Annotated in this window: 13 protein-coding genes and 1 tRNA gene; 10 read left to right on the top strand and 4 right to left on the bottom strand. The window is 59.1% G+C overall.

The features are described 5' to 3' along the window. Position 1: 1 nt before the first annotated feature. Positions 2-796, bottom strand: a complete 795-nt coding sequence (locus tag VMN77_07305; protein ID HTN43588.1) for a peptidylprolyl isomerase — start codon at positions 794-796, stop codon at positions 2-4. Between the two features lie 111 nt (positions 797-907). Between VMN77_07305 and priA the strand changes: the two genes are divergently transcribed. The 10 genes from priA (at position 908) to VMN77_07255 (ending at position 11,922) form a co-directional block, all read left to right on the top strand. Further along, positions 908-3,175 carry a primosomal protein N' gene (gene priA / locus VMN77_07300; GenBank protein ID HTN43587.1) on the top strand — a complete coding sequence of 756 codons (2,268 nt, stop codon included), beginning with the start codon at positions 908-910 and terminating at the stop codon, positions 3,173-3,175. 87 nt (positions 3,176-3,262) lie between these two features. Next, on the top strand, positions 3,263-4,978 hold the full coding sequence (locus tag VMN77_07295) for an EAL domain-containing protein (protein ID HTN43586.1): 1,716 nt from the start codon (positions 3,263-3,265) through the stop codon (positions 4,976-4,978). Positions 4,979-5,060: 82 nt separating this feature from the next. Further along, a tRNA-Leu gene (locus VMN77_07290) sits at positions 5,061-5,144 on the top strand. Between the two features lie 219 nt (positions 5,145-5,363). Beyond that, positions 5,364-5,990, top strand: coding sequence for a CDP-alcohol phosphatidyltransferase family protein (locus VMN77_07285; GenBank protein HTN43585.1), 627 nt, complete (start codon positions 5,364-5,366; stop codon positions 5,988-5,990). A 10-nt stretch (positions 5,991-6,000) separates the two neighbouring features. After that, the gene (locus VMN77_07280; protein HTN43584.1) at positions 6,001-6,669 is read left to right on the top strand and encodes an HAD-IB family hydrolase; all 669 of its coding nucleotides are present in this window, start codon (positions 6,001-6,003) and stop codon (positions 6,667-6,669) included. Positions 6,670-6,824: 155 nt separating this feature from the next. Further along, positions 6,825-7,469 (top strand): radical SAM protein, encoded by a 645-nt coding sequence (locus VMN77_07275; protein HTN43583.1) that lies wholly within the window; start codon positions 6,825-6,827, stop codon positions 7,467-7,469. Further along, on the top strand, positions 7,469-7,924 hold the full coding sequence (locus tag VMN77_07270) for a hypothetical protein (protein HTN43582.1): 456 nt from the start codon (positions 7,469-7,471) through the stop codon (positions 7,922-7,924). The genes VMN77_07275 and VMN77_07270 overlap by 1 nt, the downstream gene beginning before the upstream one ends. 27 nt (positions 7,925-7,951) lie before the next feature. Continuing rightward, positions 7,952-9,463, top strand: a complete 1,512-nt coding sequence (locus VMN77_07265; protein HTN43581.1) for a leucyl aminopeptidase — start codon at positions 7,952-7,954, stop codon at positions 9,461-9,463. Beyond that, the gene (gene nagZ / locus VMN77_07260) at positions 9,460-10,563 is read left to right on the top strand and encodes a beta-N-acetylhexosaminidase (protein ID HTN43580.1); all 1,104 of its coding nucleotides are present in this window, start codon (positions 9,460-9,462) and stop codon (positions 10,561-10,563) included. Before VMN77_07265 ends, nagZ begins: the two co-directional genes overlap by 4 nt. 405 nt (positions 10,564-10,968) lie before the next feature. Beyond that, positions 10,969-11,922 carry a CPBP family intramembrane glutamic endopeptidase gene (locus tag VMN77_07255; protein HTN43579.1) on the top strand — a complete coding sequence of 318 codons (954 nt, stop codon included), beginning with the start codon at positions 10,969-10,971 and terminating at the stop codon, positions 11,920-11,922. A gap of 198 nt (positions 11,923-12,120) precedes the next feature. Here VMN77_07255 and VMN77_07250 read toward each other — a convergent pair whose 3' ends face one another. From VMN77_07250 to VMN77_07240, 3 genes are all read right to left on the bottom strand, one after another. Further along, a complete protein-coding gene (locus tag VMN77_07250) occupies positions 12,121-12,591 on the bottom strand; it encodes a CopD family protein (protein HTN43578.1) in 471 nt (156 codons plus the stop codon). A 13-nt stretch (positions 12,592-12,604) separates the two neighbouring features. Then, positions 12,605-14,278, bottom strand: coding sequence for an Rne/Rng family ribonuclease (locus tag VMN77_07245; protein HTN43577.1), 1,674 nt, complete (start codon positions 14,276-14,278; stop codon positions 12,605-12,607). Between the two features lie 171 nt (positions 14,279-14,449). Then, a partial coding sequence (locus VMN77_07240; GenBank protein HTN43576.1) for an FtsW/RodA/SpoVE family cell cycle protein occupies positions 14,450-14,937 on the bottom strand: 488 nt, incomplete at its 5' end.

The raw sequence follows: 14,937 nt of genomic DNA, 5'->3' as shown, positions 1-14,937 counted from the left end.
GTTAGCGGAGTTGGTCGAGTTTTTCCGTGTGGACCGTGACCGCGTTGGCCTTGCGAAGGGTTTGGATCTCCTCCTGCAGTACGGCCCGCTTGACATCCTCCAAGACCGGCGTCGGCAGGTCCTCAAACCGCCGGGTCTCTCTCGCATCGGTCACTTTAATCAGATGATACCCGTAGGACGATTTGACCGGCTCGCTGATCGCGTTCACCGGCAGGGCGAATGCGGCAGTGGCAATTTCCGGAATCATCCGGCCCTTTGTGAAATAGCCAAGGTCTCCCCCGGCCGGGCCCGACCGGCCGTCTTTTGAAAACTTTCGCGCCAGCTCCCCGAAATCCGCCCCGGCATTGAGCTGCTGTTTGAGGGTCCGGGCCTCCTCTTCATTCTCCACCAGGATATGGCTGGCCCGCACCTCGCGAAAATCGATTCGGTGGGCCTCGTAATAATTCTTCAGGGTATTCCCGGCGACCATCCGGGCCGTCAGGCGGTCCATCATCCCCGTTACGAGCACGGAGCGACGCGCCTCGGCCAAATTTTCCTGAATCGACCGGTCCTTTTCCAGATGGCGCTTAACGGCTTCCTGATACAGCAGCTCCCGCGTGATCAGGATATCCAGGACTTCCCGGCGGCCTTCCGGGGTGTTGATCGAGTCCTTCATATTGGCCGGAAGCTCGGCCAGTTTTTGCCGGAACACCTCCGTGGTGATGGGCTTTCCGTTCACCGCGGCCAGCTCATCGGCGAACGCGGGGCCGAGCATCACCCCCGCCCCGATCAGGCCGATCAGAAATCCGTAACGCATCCGGTCATCCTCCTACGGTTAAAAACGCCCGCACTCTACCATCCCCGCCGTCGAAAAGCAACTCGCCCGGGTTATCTTGTGTTTGTCCCGGAGAGTTGTTAGAATCCGCCCATGAGGGAACGATCCGTCGAGCCGAAGGATGCACGGCCCGTCGCCGAGGTGGTTCTGTTCAAACACCTCGACCGGGTCTTCCATTATTCAGTACCGGAGGTCTTCCAGGACCGGCTTGAACCCGGAATGCGCGTTCTGGTTCCGTTTCGGAATGGATGGCGGACCGGGATTGTGACCCGCCGCCTTCATCGTGGGGATCCGGCACAACTCAAACCTATCCTGAATCTTTTAGATTCAAATCCCCTTCTGGACCGGTCGATGATGGCGCTGGCCCGATGGATGGCGGAATACTACGTGACCGGCTGGGGGGTCGCGATGAAGGCGATCCTTCCGCCGGGACTGGAGGTCAAAGTTGGGCGCCATTATCGAATCAAGGAGGAGGGCCGAAAAGCGATTTCGGGGTCCTCGAGGAAAGGAGATCCCGCCAGGCGGATTCTAGCCCTCCTGGAGCAGGCGCCCCGAGGGCTGAGGCTGGAAGCTCTTCTGCAGCGAACGATGACAGGGGTCCCCTCGCGCCAAAGCGGCACGAGTCGGCTGTCCCGCACGCTCTCCGCACTCGTCCAGAAGGGCTGGATCGATGAGACCAACGTCATGCCGCGTCCCCGTCCATCCCAACCCCCCGTCGTCCCATCCGTCACGACGTTCCGATTCGCGGAGGGTCCGATGCCGACGGCGTCTTCTCTTCCGGATGATATCTATCAAGCGGTCGGTTCGGGCCGGTTCGAGACCGTTTGTCTTGAGGGCGCTCCGGAGCGATCCCGGCCGGAGGTCCTGGGCCTCATCTCGGCCACGATTCGTCGGAAGCGATCCGTGATCCTGCTCGTTCCCGAAATCGACCGCGTTCCCGATTGGGCCGAGCGGTTTGAGGCGGGACTGGCGGCCACGGTCGGGATACTCCATAGCGGGCTTCCGGACCGGGAGCGCCGGCTGCAGTGGGAACGGGCTCGTCGGGGCGACGTTTCGATCGTGATCGGGACGCGGCTCGCCGTCCTTGCGCCGGTTTTGAATCCGGGGCTGATCGTGGTGGAGGAGGAGCAGGATCCGGCCTACAAACAACCGGAGTCTCCCCGCTATCACGCGCGCGATCTGGCCGTACTCCGCGGCTCGCATCACGGCGCGCTCGTCCTTCTCACCAGCGCGTCGCCGTCGGTCGAGACCTACGCCAACATCCAGAGCGGGAAATACCGCACCGTCCGATTGGAGGGCCGGGGGTCCGGAACCGCGACGCCTCCCGCCGTGAGGATCGTCGGCATGGGCGGTCAATCGCGGGGGGCGTTGGTCTCGAAGGAACTCCTTGCGGCCGTGACGGAACGGTTGGACAAACGGGAACCGGTTGTGCTTCTCCTGAACCGACGGGGCTTCGGGGGGGCGCTTTGCTGTCGAGACTGCGGTGCCGTGGTCCGGTGCCCTCGTTGTCATGTGGCGATGGTCTATTCCAAGCAGAGCCGCCAATTAACCTGTCATTACTGTGGAACGGTCACGGCCCCGCCGCCGCGCTGTCTTCAATGCCGCGGAACCCGCCTGGAAATTGTCGGCGCCGGGACCGAACAGGCCGAGGAATTTTTCCGGGAAAAATTTCCGTCGGCGCGGATCGCGCGGCTGGACCGGGACACGGTGCGTTCAAACGAGGTGTCTTCGGCGATCGCGCGGCTGAACCGGTCCGAGATCGATCTGGTGATCGGGACGCAACTCCTGCTCACGGGCCCCCGCCCGGCCCGGCCGGGGCTGATCGGGCTGTTGCAGGCGGACGGTGCCTTTCAGCTTCCGGACTTCCGTGCCGGCGAACAGACCTTCCAGCTGGTTCGGCGGGTCCTGAACTTTTCGAGCGGGGGAGACGTGATCCTCCAGACCTTTCATCCGGCGCATGAAGCCATCGCTTGGGCGACGACGGGCGATCCGAGAGAATTTTACGAAAAGGAACTGGCTCAGCGGAGGGCCTTGGGCTATCCGCCCTTTTCGCGCCTGGCGGTCGTCACGGTGAAGTCCCTGAGCGAGTCCAAGGCCCGGGCCGTGGCCCAACGGCTGGTGGAGGCGATCAAGCGGGCGGTCCGCCTGGATGATCCGCAAACCCGGTTTCAAATTCTCGGGCCGGCCGCCGCGATGCGGCCGCGTTTGCACGGAAAATTCCGGTTCCAGGTCCTGATCAAGGCGCCGAACAGCCGCGGGCTTCATGAAGCCCTTCGGGCGAGTTTGAGCGCCGTCCGTACCGGATCGGACCGATCCGCCGTCTGGCTTGAGGTGGATGTTGATCCACAGAGGATCGGCTAGCCCGGCCGGATAAACGCGGAAAATATGATAAGATTATAGAAAGGTTCGTCCGGAGACCCGGCGTCGAAGTTTCGAGAAGGGAAGGTCATGGGTAATCCGCTTCGCATATTGATTATTGAGGATTCCGAAAAAGACGCGCGTCGGATCGTCCGTGAACTGAGAAGGGCCAATTACGATCCGATCGTTAAACGGGTGAACACGCCCGCCGCGATGGCCAAGGCCCTTGAGGATCAGGCCTGGGACATCGCCCTTTACGACGATGACGTGCAGAAACTAAACGCGCGGGCTGCCCTGGCGCTCATCCGGAAAAACGGATTGGATCTCCCGTTCATTCTCGTGTCGGGAACGGTTGGGGAAGACCTCGCCGTGTCCGCCATGAAAAGCGGCGCCCAGGACTACGTCATGAAGGATGACCTCACCCGGCTGGTCCCCGCGATTGAACGGGAGTTGCGCGAAGTCAAGGTCAGGAGAGGGCGGGAGCAGGCGGAGCGAACGATACAATATCTGGCCTATTATGACCCTCTGACCGCCCTTCCCAACCGGACCCAGCTCCTGGAACGCCTGCAACAGGCAATTGTAGACGGAAGGAACGGCCAACATGCCGTGGCCTTGCTGCTCATGGACCTGGACCGCTTCAAGCAAATTAACGACACCTTGGGTCATCATCACGGCGATATCCTGATCTTTCAAGTCGGATTACGCCTCAAGCGCGTTCTGTTTGAACCGGACTTCGTTTCCCGTCTCGGCGGAGATGAGTTTGCCGTTGTATTGCCCAGTCTGGCTGCGGCGGAGCATATCACAATGGTAGTCCAAAAGATTCTGAAATCCTTGGAAGAACCCTTTGCGATCGAAAACCTGCCCATCGCCGTTGAAGCCAGTATCGGCATCGCGCTCTACCCGGATCATGGAACGGACGCCGAGACGCTCTTCCAGCGCGCCGATGTGGCGATGTACGAGGCCAAACGGACCGGCAGCGGATACGCCGTTTATGCGGCGGAGCTGGATCAACACAGCCCCCGACGGCTGGCGCTGATGGGGGCGCTGCGCCACGCCATCGACCATAACCAATTGCTCCTGCACTACCAGCCGAAGATCAATCTGACGACCGGTCGCGTGATCGGGGTGGAGGCGCTGGTGCGCTGGCAGCATCCGGAATACGGTTTTATTTCTCCCGAACAATTTATCGGGCCGGCGGAGCAGACCGGGTTGATCGGCCCTCTCACGCATTGGGTTCTCCATGCGGCCCTGAGCGATGACGGGGTTTTGCGGCGGGCGGGAAAGCCCCTCACGGTGTCGATCAACCTGTCGGCCCGCAACCTCCATGATGCACGGCTGCCCGGCCAGCTCGCGGAATTGATGCGGGCGCGCGGGGGATCGCCGGAACGGCTGGAGCTGGAGATTACCGAAAGCGCGATCATGGCCGATCCGGCACGGGCCCTGGAGATCCTGTCCAAAGTCCACGGGACGGGCATCCGATTTTCCATCGACGACTTCGGGACCGGGTATTCATCCCTGGCCTATCTAAAAAAACTTCCGGTGGACGCGATCAAAATCGACAAGGCCTTTGTCATCAACATGGCCAAGGACCCCAACGACGCGGTGATCGTCCGTTCGACGATCGAGTTGGGGCACAACATGGGCATAAAGGTCGTGGCGGAAGGCGTGGAAAACCAGGAAACCTATCAACGACTGATCGAACTGGGTTGCGACGCCGCTCAGGGCTATTACATGGGCCGTCCTCTCCCGTTCGCCGACCTGAACCGATGGTTGGACGAATCGCCCTGGGGATTGAAGAAGGATTGAGTCGAAAACCCCTCGGCAGGCCCCTGCAAAATTGACAATAGAGCTTCGGCTTCCTATAATACCCTTTCTACGAGGAAACGGGGCCGAAGTGGCGGAATGGCAGACGCGCACGTTTGAGGGGCGTGTGGGGCAACCCGTGGGGGTTCAACTCCCCCCTTCGGCACCAATTATAATTGGGGGCCCGTGCGGCTGGGGCGATAAAGGGTCCTCCGATGCCCCCAAGCCCCGCGCCTCTCGCGGCGGAGCCGCGAACCGGCTTTATCCCGCAAGGGAAATTATCCCCAATTTACAATTTACCATTTACGTCTGTTGCGGGAAATTTTCTGGTTAATCGTGAATGGTAAATCGTAAATTGTTTTTCAACTCGTAACGTCAACCCTTCCTAATGGCCAACCGGATCACACTCCTTCGCATCGTACTGCTTTTTGTCGCGATCGGTTTTATTTATACCTATACGGTTTTGGGGGAACTGATCGCGTTCGGGATAGTCCTCGTCGTTTTCGTGTTGGACGGGTTGGACGGCGCGATCGCCCGAAGGGAGGGACGGGCCGATGAAACCGGAGCGGTCATGGATATTTTCGGCGACCGGGTCGTCGAAAACGCGCTTTGGATTGTCTTTGCGCATGTCGGGTTGATCCCGGTCTGGGTCCCGATCACGGTCATGGTCCGGGGTCTGGCGACGGACGCGGTTCGGTCGATTGCGCGGACCCGCGGGGAGACGGCCTTTGGGACGATGCTGCGCTCTCCGATCGGTCGATGGCTGGTGGCCTCGCGCGCCTCCCGGGCGGTTTATGCGACGGCCAAGCTCGTCGCCTTTGGCTATCTCCTTCTCTACCTCGCCCTGATCCAGGCCCAGGTGCGCGGATTGGATCTGGGCGAAATGGAACGCGGGTTGCCGTGGGCGTACTGGGTCGGAATGGGACTGGTCTACTTCACCGTCGCGTTCTGTCTGGTCCGGGGCCTGCCGGTCCTGATCGAGGGCCGCCGATATGTCCGCTCCGAACCGAGCTAAGGAAGGTCGTTTGACGGTCTCATCCAAGACATCCCTCGTCGCGGCCGTTTTGGATGTGGACCACACCCTGGTTCCCCGAACCTCGATCGAGCGGATGTTTGTGCGCTATCTCTGGAATCACGGGAGACTGCGTCTTCAGGATTTCCTTCGGACGATCCGCAGTCTCCTGATCGACGGCCAGGGGCCGCTTTCGATGCGTATCAAGTCCAACAAAATCTACCTGGCCGGCCGGCCGGTCCGGGCCATGGAATATCTGGCCGTGGCCTTTGTGGGCGATTGGGTGCGCCCGGCGGTGTCGCCCGGGGCCCTGGCCGTTCTGGAGGATCATCGCCGGCAGGGTCACCGTCTTCTGTTGCTGACGGGCTGTCCGGAGTTCTTGATCCGCCCTCTGGCCGAGGACCTCGGAATCGACGCCATCATCGGCTCGCGATTGGAAGAAAGAGACGGACGTTGGACCGGGAGGCTGATTCCGCCGCATCCGTACGGAGAGGCCAAACGCGGGTTGTTGGAGGCATGGGCCAAAAGGGAGACCGTTCGCCTGGATCAATCCCACGCGTACGCGGACAGTCCGGCCGATACGGCCGTCTTTGAAGCCGTCGGTTATCCGCACGTGGTGAATCCCGGACGGCGCATGAGGCGCATGGCCGCGGATCGCGGCTGGCCGGTTTTGGAATGGTAAATCGGGGTTGGACGCCGGATTTCCCCCGAAGCTTTTCCCTTGATTTGTATCGGGCCGCTTGGCATAATGAGTCGTCGTATGAAAGACCGGCCGGACCAGGTCCCGCCCCCTTGATATTTATACGATATAATATATAAAGAAGAGCCCGGGCCGAGATGTCGGTTATGATCATCAATGAAATCTATAAAAGCATCCAGGGCGAATCGACCTATGCGGGGCAGCCCTGTGTCTTTATCCGGACCACGGGTTGCAACCTTCGTTGCGACTGGTGCGATACGACCCATGCCTTCCACGAGGGCCGGGAGATGACCGTGGAGGCCGTCCTGGCCCAGGTCGAGGCGTCGGCCTGCCGGCTGGTGGAGTTGACCGGGGGAGAGCCCCTGCTCCAGAAAGAGGCCCCGTTGCTGGTGACGAAGTTATTGGATGGCGGCCACACGGTGCTGATCGAAACCAGCGGAAGCCTCGATATCCGATCGATGGATCCTCGGGCAATCGTGATCATGGATATCAAATGTCCCGGAAGCGGGATGTCCGGCGCCATGCGCTGGGAGAATATCGAGGCGCTCCGTCCCCAAGATCAGGTCAAGTTCGTGATCAAGGACCGGGCCGATTATGACTGGGCGGTGGAGGTCCTGGAAAAATACCCCGTCTTAAGCCGACTCGTCGTCCTCTTCTCGCCGGTGTTCGGAGTTCTGGACCCCCGGCCACTGGCCGACTGGATCCTTGAGGGCGGCCTTTCGGTCCACCTTCAGCTTCAAATCCACAAATACATCTGGCATCCGGAGACCCGAGGCGTTTGATGCAGAATCCGACCGAGTCATCCTCGTCCGGCGAACAGGCGGTGCTTCATGTGCGGGCCGGGAAACTGCTCAAGGGCCTGCTCACCGGCTTCACACCGACGGCCGAGACGGTGCATCTCCAGCTCGAATCGGAAGCGTCCCGGCCGCCGATCGAGGTGCGGGTCTCCGACCTGAAGGCGATATACTACGTCCGGTCCTTTTCGGGCAACAAACACTATAAAAAGAAGCGGTACTTCGGCGCGATGGAAGGAAAAGGCAAAAGGATCATGGTGCGGTTCAAGGACGGAGAGATCCTGTGCGGGTTCATCGATGGCGAGCTTCCCTGGAAGGACGGTTTCCTCACCTCGCCCGATCCGAGCCTCAAAGGGTTTTTTATGCAGCCGGCGGACCCGGAGGGAAACAACACCAAAGTCTTCGTGGTGACGACGGCCGTGGAGGACGTGCGGCGCTTGTAAACGACCCGGAAAGGAGTTCAAGAGGGAATGGACATCAAGATCAAGAAGGGAAAAATGGAGGAGGAAACGGCCGAGGCGATCGTCCTGAGCCATTTCGAGGGCGAAAAATCCCTTTCGGAGGAGGCCGCCGGCGTGGACCGCAAACTGGGGGGGCAGATCCGCGCCTTGGTCGGCGGGGGGGAATTCACGGGGAAGCTCAACCAGACTCTCCTGCTCCACCTACGGGGTGAGATTCCGGCCAGGCGGGTTCTGCTCGTCGGGCTGGGAAAGAAAAAAGAGGTCGGCACGGAGAAGCTCCGTCAGGCCATGGGAACGGCCAGCCGCCAGATTCGCGACGCCGGGATCAAGTCCTTTTCCACACCCCTTCACGGACGCGGGCAGAACAAGATCTCGACCTTTGATTCGGCCCAGGCCATCGTGGAAGGATGTCTTCTGGGCCTGTATCAATTTAACGCCTATCGCACCGAGAAGCGCGAGGAGATCAAGGAAGTGCAGCAGATCACCCTCGTCGACCGGGCCGAGGGAAAGATTGCCGAGGTGGCCGGCGGCAGCCGCACGGGTCAGGTCCTGGCCGAGGCCACTAATTTCGTGCGGGACCTGTGCAACCATCCGTCCAACGTGGTGACCCCGACCCGCCTTGCGGAGGAGGCGAAAACGATCGCGAAGGAGTTCGGCTTGATCTGCCGCGTGATCGAGAAGGACGAGGCCGAATCGCTGGGCATGGGCGCCTTCCTCGGCGTCGCGAAGGGCAGTCTTGAGCCGCCCAAGTTCATCATCCTGGAATACCACGGGGGGAAGAAGAAGGACGCGCCGGTCGTGATCGTCGGAAAGTCCATCACCTTCGATTCCGGGGGGATCTCGATCAAGCCGGCCGAGAAAATGGAGCAGATGAAGACGGACATGTCCGGCGGGGCCACCGTGCTGGGTACGTTGAAGGCCCTGGCTCAACTCAAGCTTCCCGTCTCGGTGGTCGGCCTGCTTCCCGCAACGGAGAACATGCCCTCCGGGACGGCCGTCAAGCCCGGCGATGTGGTGCGGGCCATGTCGGGGAAAACGATCGAGGTGATCAATACCGACGCGGAAGGGCGTATGATCCTGGCCGACGCCCTCTCCTACGCCGCGCGCTACAAACCGTCCGCCGTGGTCGACCTGGCCACACTGACCGGGGCCTGCGTCATCGCCCTGGGGAATCGCGCGACGGGTGTGATGGGAACGAACCCCAAATTGATCGAGCGGCTCAAGCGGGCCGGCGAACGTTGCGGCGAACGGGTCTGGGAATTGCCCCTGTGGGATGAATACCAGGATCAGATCAAGAGCGACGTGGCGGACATGAAAAACGTGGGCGGGCGCGGGGCCGGGGCCATCACGGCGGCGGCCTTCCTCCAGAAATTCGTCGACGGCTATCCCTGGGCCCATCTCGACATCGCCGGCACGTCCTGGAACGACGAACCCCGTCCTTACGCGCCCAAGGGGGCGACGGGGGTCGGCGTGCGGCTTCTGGTGCAGTGGCTGACGGACTCCACACGGGACAAGACATGACGCTCAAGGAAAAAATCGGGCAGCTCTTCATGTTGGGCTTCGAGGGCCGCAGCCCCTCCAAGGCCGTCGTTCGTCTGATCAGGGAATTTCAGATCGGCGGTGTGATCCTGTTTGCACGAAACCTCCAGTCGCCCTCTCAGGCCGCCAGGCTGTGCAACGCCCTCCAGGCCCAAGCGCCCAAGATGCCCATGCTGGTTTCCATCGATCAGGAAGGGGGGCGCGTCTCGCGGCTCCCGAAAGGATTCACGGTTTTTCCCGGCGGCGCCCAACTGGCGGCTTGCCACTCGACGGAGCTGGTCTACCGCGTGGCCCAGGCGACCGCGCGGGAGCTGCGGGCGGTCGGGATCAACATGAACATGGCCCCGGTACTCGACGTGAACACCAATCCGGCCAATCCCGTGATCGGAGACCGCGCCTTCGGCGCCAGCCCCACGCTGGTCAGCTCGATGGGCTTGACGACGATGGCCGGGCTTCAGGACAACCGCGTGATCGCCTGCGGAAAACATTTCCCGGGGCACGGGGACACCGCCGCCGATTCGCACAAGGAACTGCCCCGCGTCCCGCACGACCTTCAACGGCTTCGCGAGGTGGAGCTCCGGCCCTTCCTCCACATCATTCCGAACGGACTGGCCTCGATCATGACGGCGCACGTGCTCTATCCCAAGCTGGACCCGGACGAGCCGGCCACGCTTTCCAAAAAGATCATCACCGGCCTGCTCCGCGAAGCCATGGGATTCAAGGGCGTCGTGGTCACGGACGACCTCGAGATGGCCGCGATCTCGGATCGGCATGGACCGGGCGAAGCGGCCGTGAAGGCGATCGAGGCCGGGGCGGACCTGATACTGTTCTGCCGCGACGAGGACAAGCAACGAGAAGCGCTGGAGGCCGTGGCGAATGCCGTCAAGCACAAGAAGATCAGCGAGGCCCGGATCGAGCAGTCGTTGCTCCGGATCCTCCAGATGAAAGAAAAATTCATCCTCCCCTACCAGCCGGCCGATCTGGCGCAGATCAAGGAGATCGTCGGTTCTTCTTCTCACAAACATCTTCTCGAAGAAGTCAAAGAAAGAGCCGAGGCTCCCGAGGCCGTGAAGGCGGGCTGAAGGCTATCCTGCTTCAAAATAGACCGATATAAACATTTATCCAAATCCCGTTCAATATTTTTATTGACAGATCCCACCGAGTCATCTATACATTGCCCTTGTGTCTGAGCCTCCTCGCCTTCCTCCGCTCCGTTATAATATAGGAACGGGAAGAGGGGGTCTTGAAGCCTTGGGGGACCCTGATGGACCGACGGTTTCAACGCATTCTCCGCTATCTCCCCTCTCACCCCGTTCTTCTTCACCTGGATTTCGATTGAATCATGGGACCACTCCTTATATGACATCTTTTGACGGCAAAAAGGGCCTTCTAAGGAAAAATAATCGTATTTATTGGAAGGAATACTGAGGATAAATAATGAGTCCTTTAGGTCCGACCCGGATTAAACCGTTAAGGGGCCTATTAAGGTGCATATTATTCGAAATATCGTAGAACCAAACTTTTGGATCATTACATACGTCGTTGTTCTTTTAACTATATGTGCGATTTCTAGCTTAATCGTACGTAAGAATGCGATCATTCCTGTTTTTTTCGTACAGCAAAAGTGGACCGTTATAGATGCGGCTGTCGTCCTGATGATAGGGCAAGTTGCTGTGTTGCTACTTCAAAAAGCTGCATCCTTTTTACAAGATAACTTTCTGATGTTTACGGCATTGCATTTATTCTATGGACCAATAATGCTCACTGTGGTTTGGTTATTTTTCCACTTCAGGTTGCGGCAACCCTTAACGGTTATGGGTATTTCGAAGTGTCAATGGACGGGTAATATCTGTTTGGGATCTAAATGGATCTTTGCTCTCTATCTCCCTCTTTTTTTGCTTTTGTATCTTTTGCCAGACCAGACAGTTTCAGAAATGATAGGTCGAAGTTTAGCGGAGGTGAAAGGATCGGTCAATGCGATAGAGGAGAATCTATCATTTTGGGGCTTGTCAATATCAGTTTTACTCCTTTTCCTGATGTTACTCTTTGGAAATGCATTGGAGGAAATCTATTATCGAGGAATATTCTATAGTGTTTTAAGGAAAACATTTAATGCACCCATCGCTAATCTAATGAGTTCCGCTCTGTTTATGCTATCTCATGGAGGTGCTTCCTTAGGAACTTTTGCTGCAGGTTGTTTATTCGCTTATTTATATGAAAGATCCAAATCACTGGTTCCTTCTATATCTGCCCATATTATGAAGAATCTTATATCTTATGTCTTTCTGGGTTTTGTCATTAGAACAAATGTAGATCACCGAAATATCATAATCGTGGGAATATTAATTTTATCTATTTGTTTGGTTATCACATGGCTGCTTTCATATAAAATAAAACTAAGCAATACATCCGGTTCTGATCTTGATTTACCTAAACCATGACGTCGTAGATAGGCGCGCCGAGATCGATGGTATCTACGTATGCACGGTCTTTCCATTTCTCTTTGCAATGCAGGTTGGGGTCGGACCTAAAGAACGGTTTGATTGAAAAAGATTTTTTTAAATATAGACGCCCAGTTGAGCTCTTAAAAGGTCTTTTTTGCCGACGAAAAGCGCCGTTTAAAGAGGAAATGATGATCGCTACGACTGCACAAGATAAGCCGCGATGAAGACGATGACGAGGCCGAGGGCGAGGATGGTATCGGCAAGGATGGCCGCGGATCGGGCGGGCGGCGCCGCCTGAGGCGCGGCGGGATTGGAGGGAACGGGCGCCATCCCGACGTCGAGTATCGCGGTGAGGCCGATGACGAGGAGCACGAAGAAAAGCTTGAGCATGAGCCACGCGCCCCAGGTGGATTCCAGTCGTGCCGAGCCGCCCTCATGGAGCAGTAGGACGATCCCGGTCACAAGGAGCGTTGCCAGGCTGAGCCACCGAAGGCTTTTATAGCGGGATTCAATCCGGGCGAGGATTCCGGGGAGCAGCTCAGGTCCTTTGGCCGGCGCGGACAGGCGCGCGAGGGCGGGGTTCAAGACCAGCCGGTGAAAGAGCATGCCGCCGATCCAGGTGATGGCGGCGACGAGATGAATCCAGATGAGGAAGGTCGAGGACACGGTCTCTACAGCGTCACAGTGGCGTAATGTCGTACTGTTCGATGTGCAGGTTCGAATCGGCCTTGATGATCACCTTCTTGTGAAACTCCAGCTCCAATTCCTCGATGCTCTTGCGCTCCTCGTCGTAGAGACGGTTGGCCACGTCCGGATGGACCCCGATGATGATCTTTTTGTGCTTGGGCGAGATCCCGATCTTTCGGATCTCGCGAAACAGCTCGTGGCAAACCGTGACGGGTGATTTGGTGTAGCCGCGGCCCTCGCAATAGCTGCAGGGCTCGCACATGATGCGCAGCAGATCCTCCCGCGTGCGCTCGCGCGACATCTCGACCAGGCCGAGCTCGGAGATGCGTAGAATTCGGCTCTTCGCCCGGTCCTTGCTCAGGGCCTCCTGCAGCGCGTTATAGACCTTGTCCCGGTTCCGTTCCCGTTCCATGTCGATGAAGTCGATCACGATGATCCCGCCGATGTTCCGTAGCCGCAGCTGATAGGCGATTTCCTTTACCGCCTCCAGATTGGTCTTTAAAATGGTGTCTTCCAGGTGCCGTTTGCCCACGAAGCGTCCGGTGTTCACGTCGATCACCTTGAGGGCCTCGGTATGGTCGATCACGATATAACCGCCGGACTTGAGCCACACCTTCCGGCCGAGTGCCTTGGAGATTTCAAGTTCGATCTCCAGGTTCTCGAACAGGGGCTCTTCCCGGTCGTACAGCTCGACGCGCGAGCTCAGCGCCGGCATGAAGGTGTTGACGAACTCCTTGATCCGGTCGTATTCCGACTTGGCATCTACGATCAATCGATCCACTTTGGGGGTGAAGAGATCGCGGATCGTCCGAAACACCAGGTCGAGGTCGTTGTGGAGGATGGCCGGGGCCGAGAGCGTCTCCTTTTTCTTCAGGAGGTTTTTCCAGACGAGATCCAGGAAGGCCATATCGGCTCGGACCTCCTCCTCCGTCATGCCCTCGGTGACCGTGCGCACGATGTAACCGGTTCCGGGTTTTCGCAGCCGGTAAATCAGGTCCTTGAGCCTCCCGCGTTCCTCGTCCCGGCCGATGCGCCGCGAAACGCCCACGTGGTTCACGTTGGGCATGAAGACGAGGTAGCGCCCCGGCAGGGAGACATACATGGTCACCCGGGGCCCCTTGGTCCCCATCGGTTCTTTGGTCACCTGGACCATGATCTCCTGGCCCTCCTGAAGCAAATCCTCGATGGACTTGTTGCCGGACTTGCGCGGCCTCGGGCGGGCGGGCTCGCGGTGCTCCGTTTCCGGGGCCCCGCGTTCGGGGGCTTCCAGCTCGGCCGGCGCCCCCTCGGCTCCCTCCCCGAGACCGACGGAGGGCGCCGACTCCGACGAGGGGGTCTCTGGACCCCGGACCGGCTCGACCGGCTCCATCGCCTCGTTCATTTTGGCTTCGGCCTTTTCCTCCTCTTCCTCTTCGAGGAAGCGGGAATAGTCTTCCGCGCTGAAGGTGATGTCGTCGACATACAGAAACGCCGCCCGTTCCTGACCGATGTCCACGAAGGCGGCCTGCATCCCGGGCAGGACCTTGACGACGCGGCCCTTGTAGACGTTTCCGACGATCCCCTGGTCTTTCCGGCGGTCGATATAGAGTTCCGTGACCACGCCGTTTTCCAGCACGGCCACCCGGGTCTCTTCCCGGGCCGCGTTAATGATGATTTCGTTGGCCATGATCGAATCCTTTTCCGTTGAGGAGGCCGCGATAATCCTCCGGCCGTCATCTTCAATGTATCTTCACCCGCTTGCCCGTGGGGATTTACCCGGCGAGCCCGGCGAGCGAGAGGGGGAGGCTCCATTCCGCCTGCGGCGGATGGAGGGGGCGACGCGAGCCCCTACAAACAATCAATAAAATAGCATAAAGCGGCGCATTTTGATATTCAATAAAAGTCCCAGCCCGGCCATGGTCGTCAGGATGGCATTGCCCCCGTAACTCATCAGCGGAAGCGGTACGCCCACGACCGGGGCCACGCCCAAGGTCATGCCGATATTGACGGCCAGATAGAATACCAGCATCGAGACCACGCCCACCGCCATGAACACGCCCAATCGATCCTTGGCCTTGTAGGCCACGTCGATCCCCCACCAGATCAGAAGAAAGTAGAGGGTCAGAAGAACCAATACGCCCACGAAGCCCCACTCCTCGGCGAATACCGAAAACACAAAATCGGTGTGGCCTTCCGGAAGAAATTTTAGCTGGCTCTGAGTCCCTCCGAACAGACCTTTTCCGAAGACCCCCCCGGAGCCGATCGCGATTTTGGACTGAAGGGCGTGATAGCCGCGTCCGGTGGGATCGACGGCCGGATCCAGGAACGCGATGAGCCGATTGCGCT

Source organism: Nitrospiria bacterium (assembly GCA_035498035.1).
In the GTDB taxonomy this organism is placed as follows: Bacteria; Nitrospirota; Nitrospiria; order JACQBZ01; family JACQBZ01; genus JACQBZ01.
This window is presented reverse-complemented; position numbering and strand designations above follow the sequence as displayed.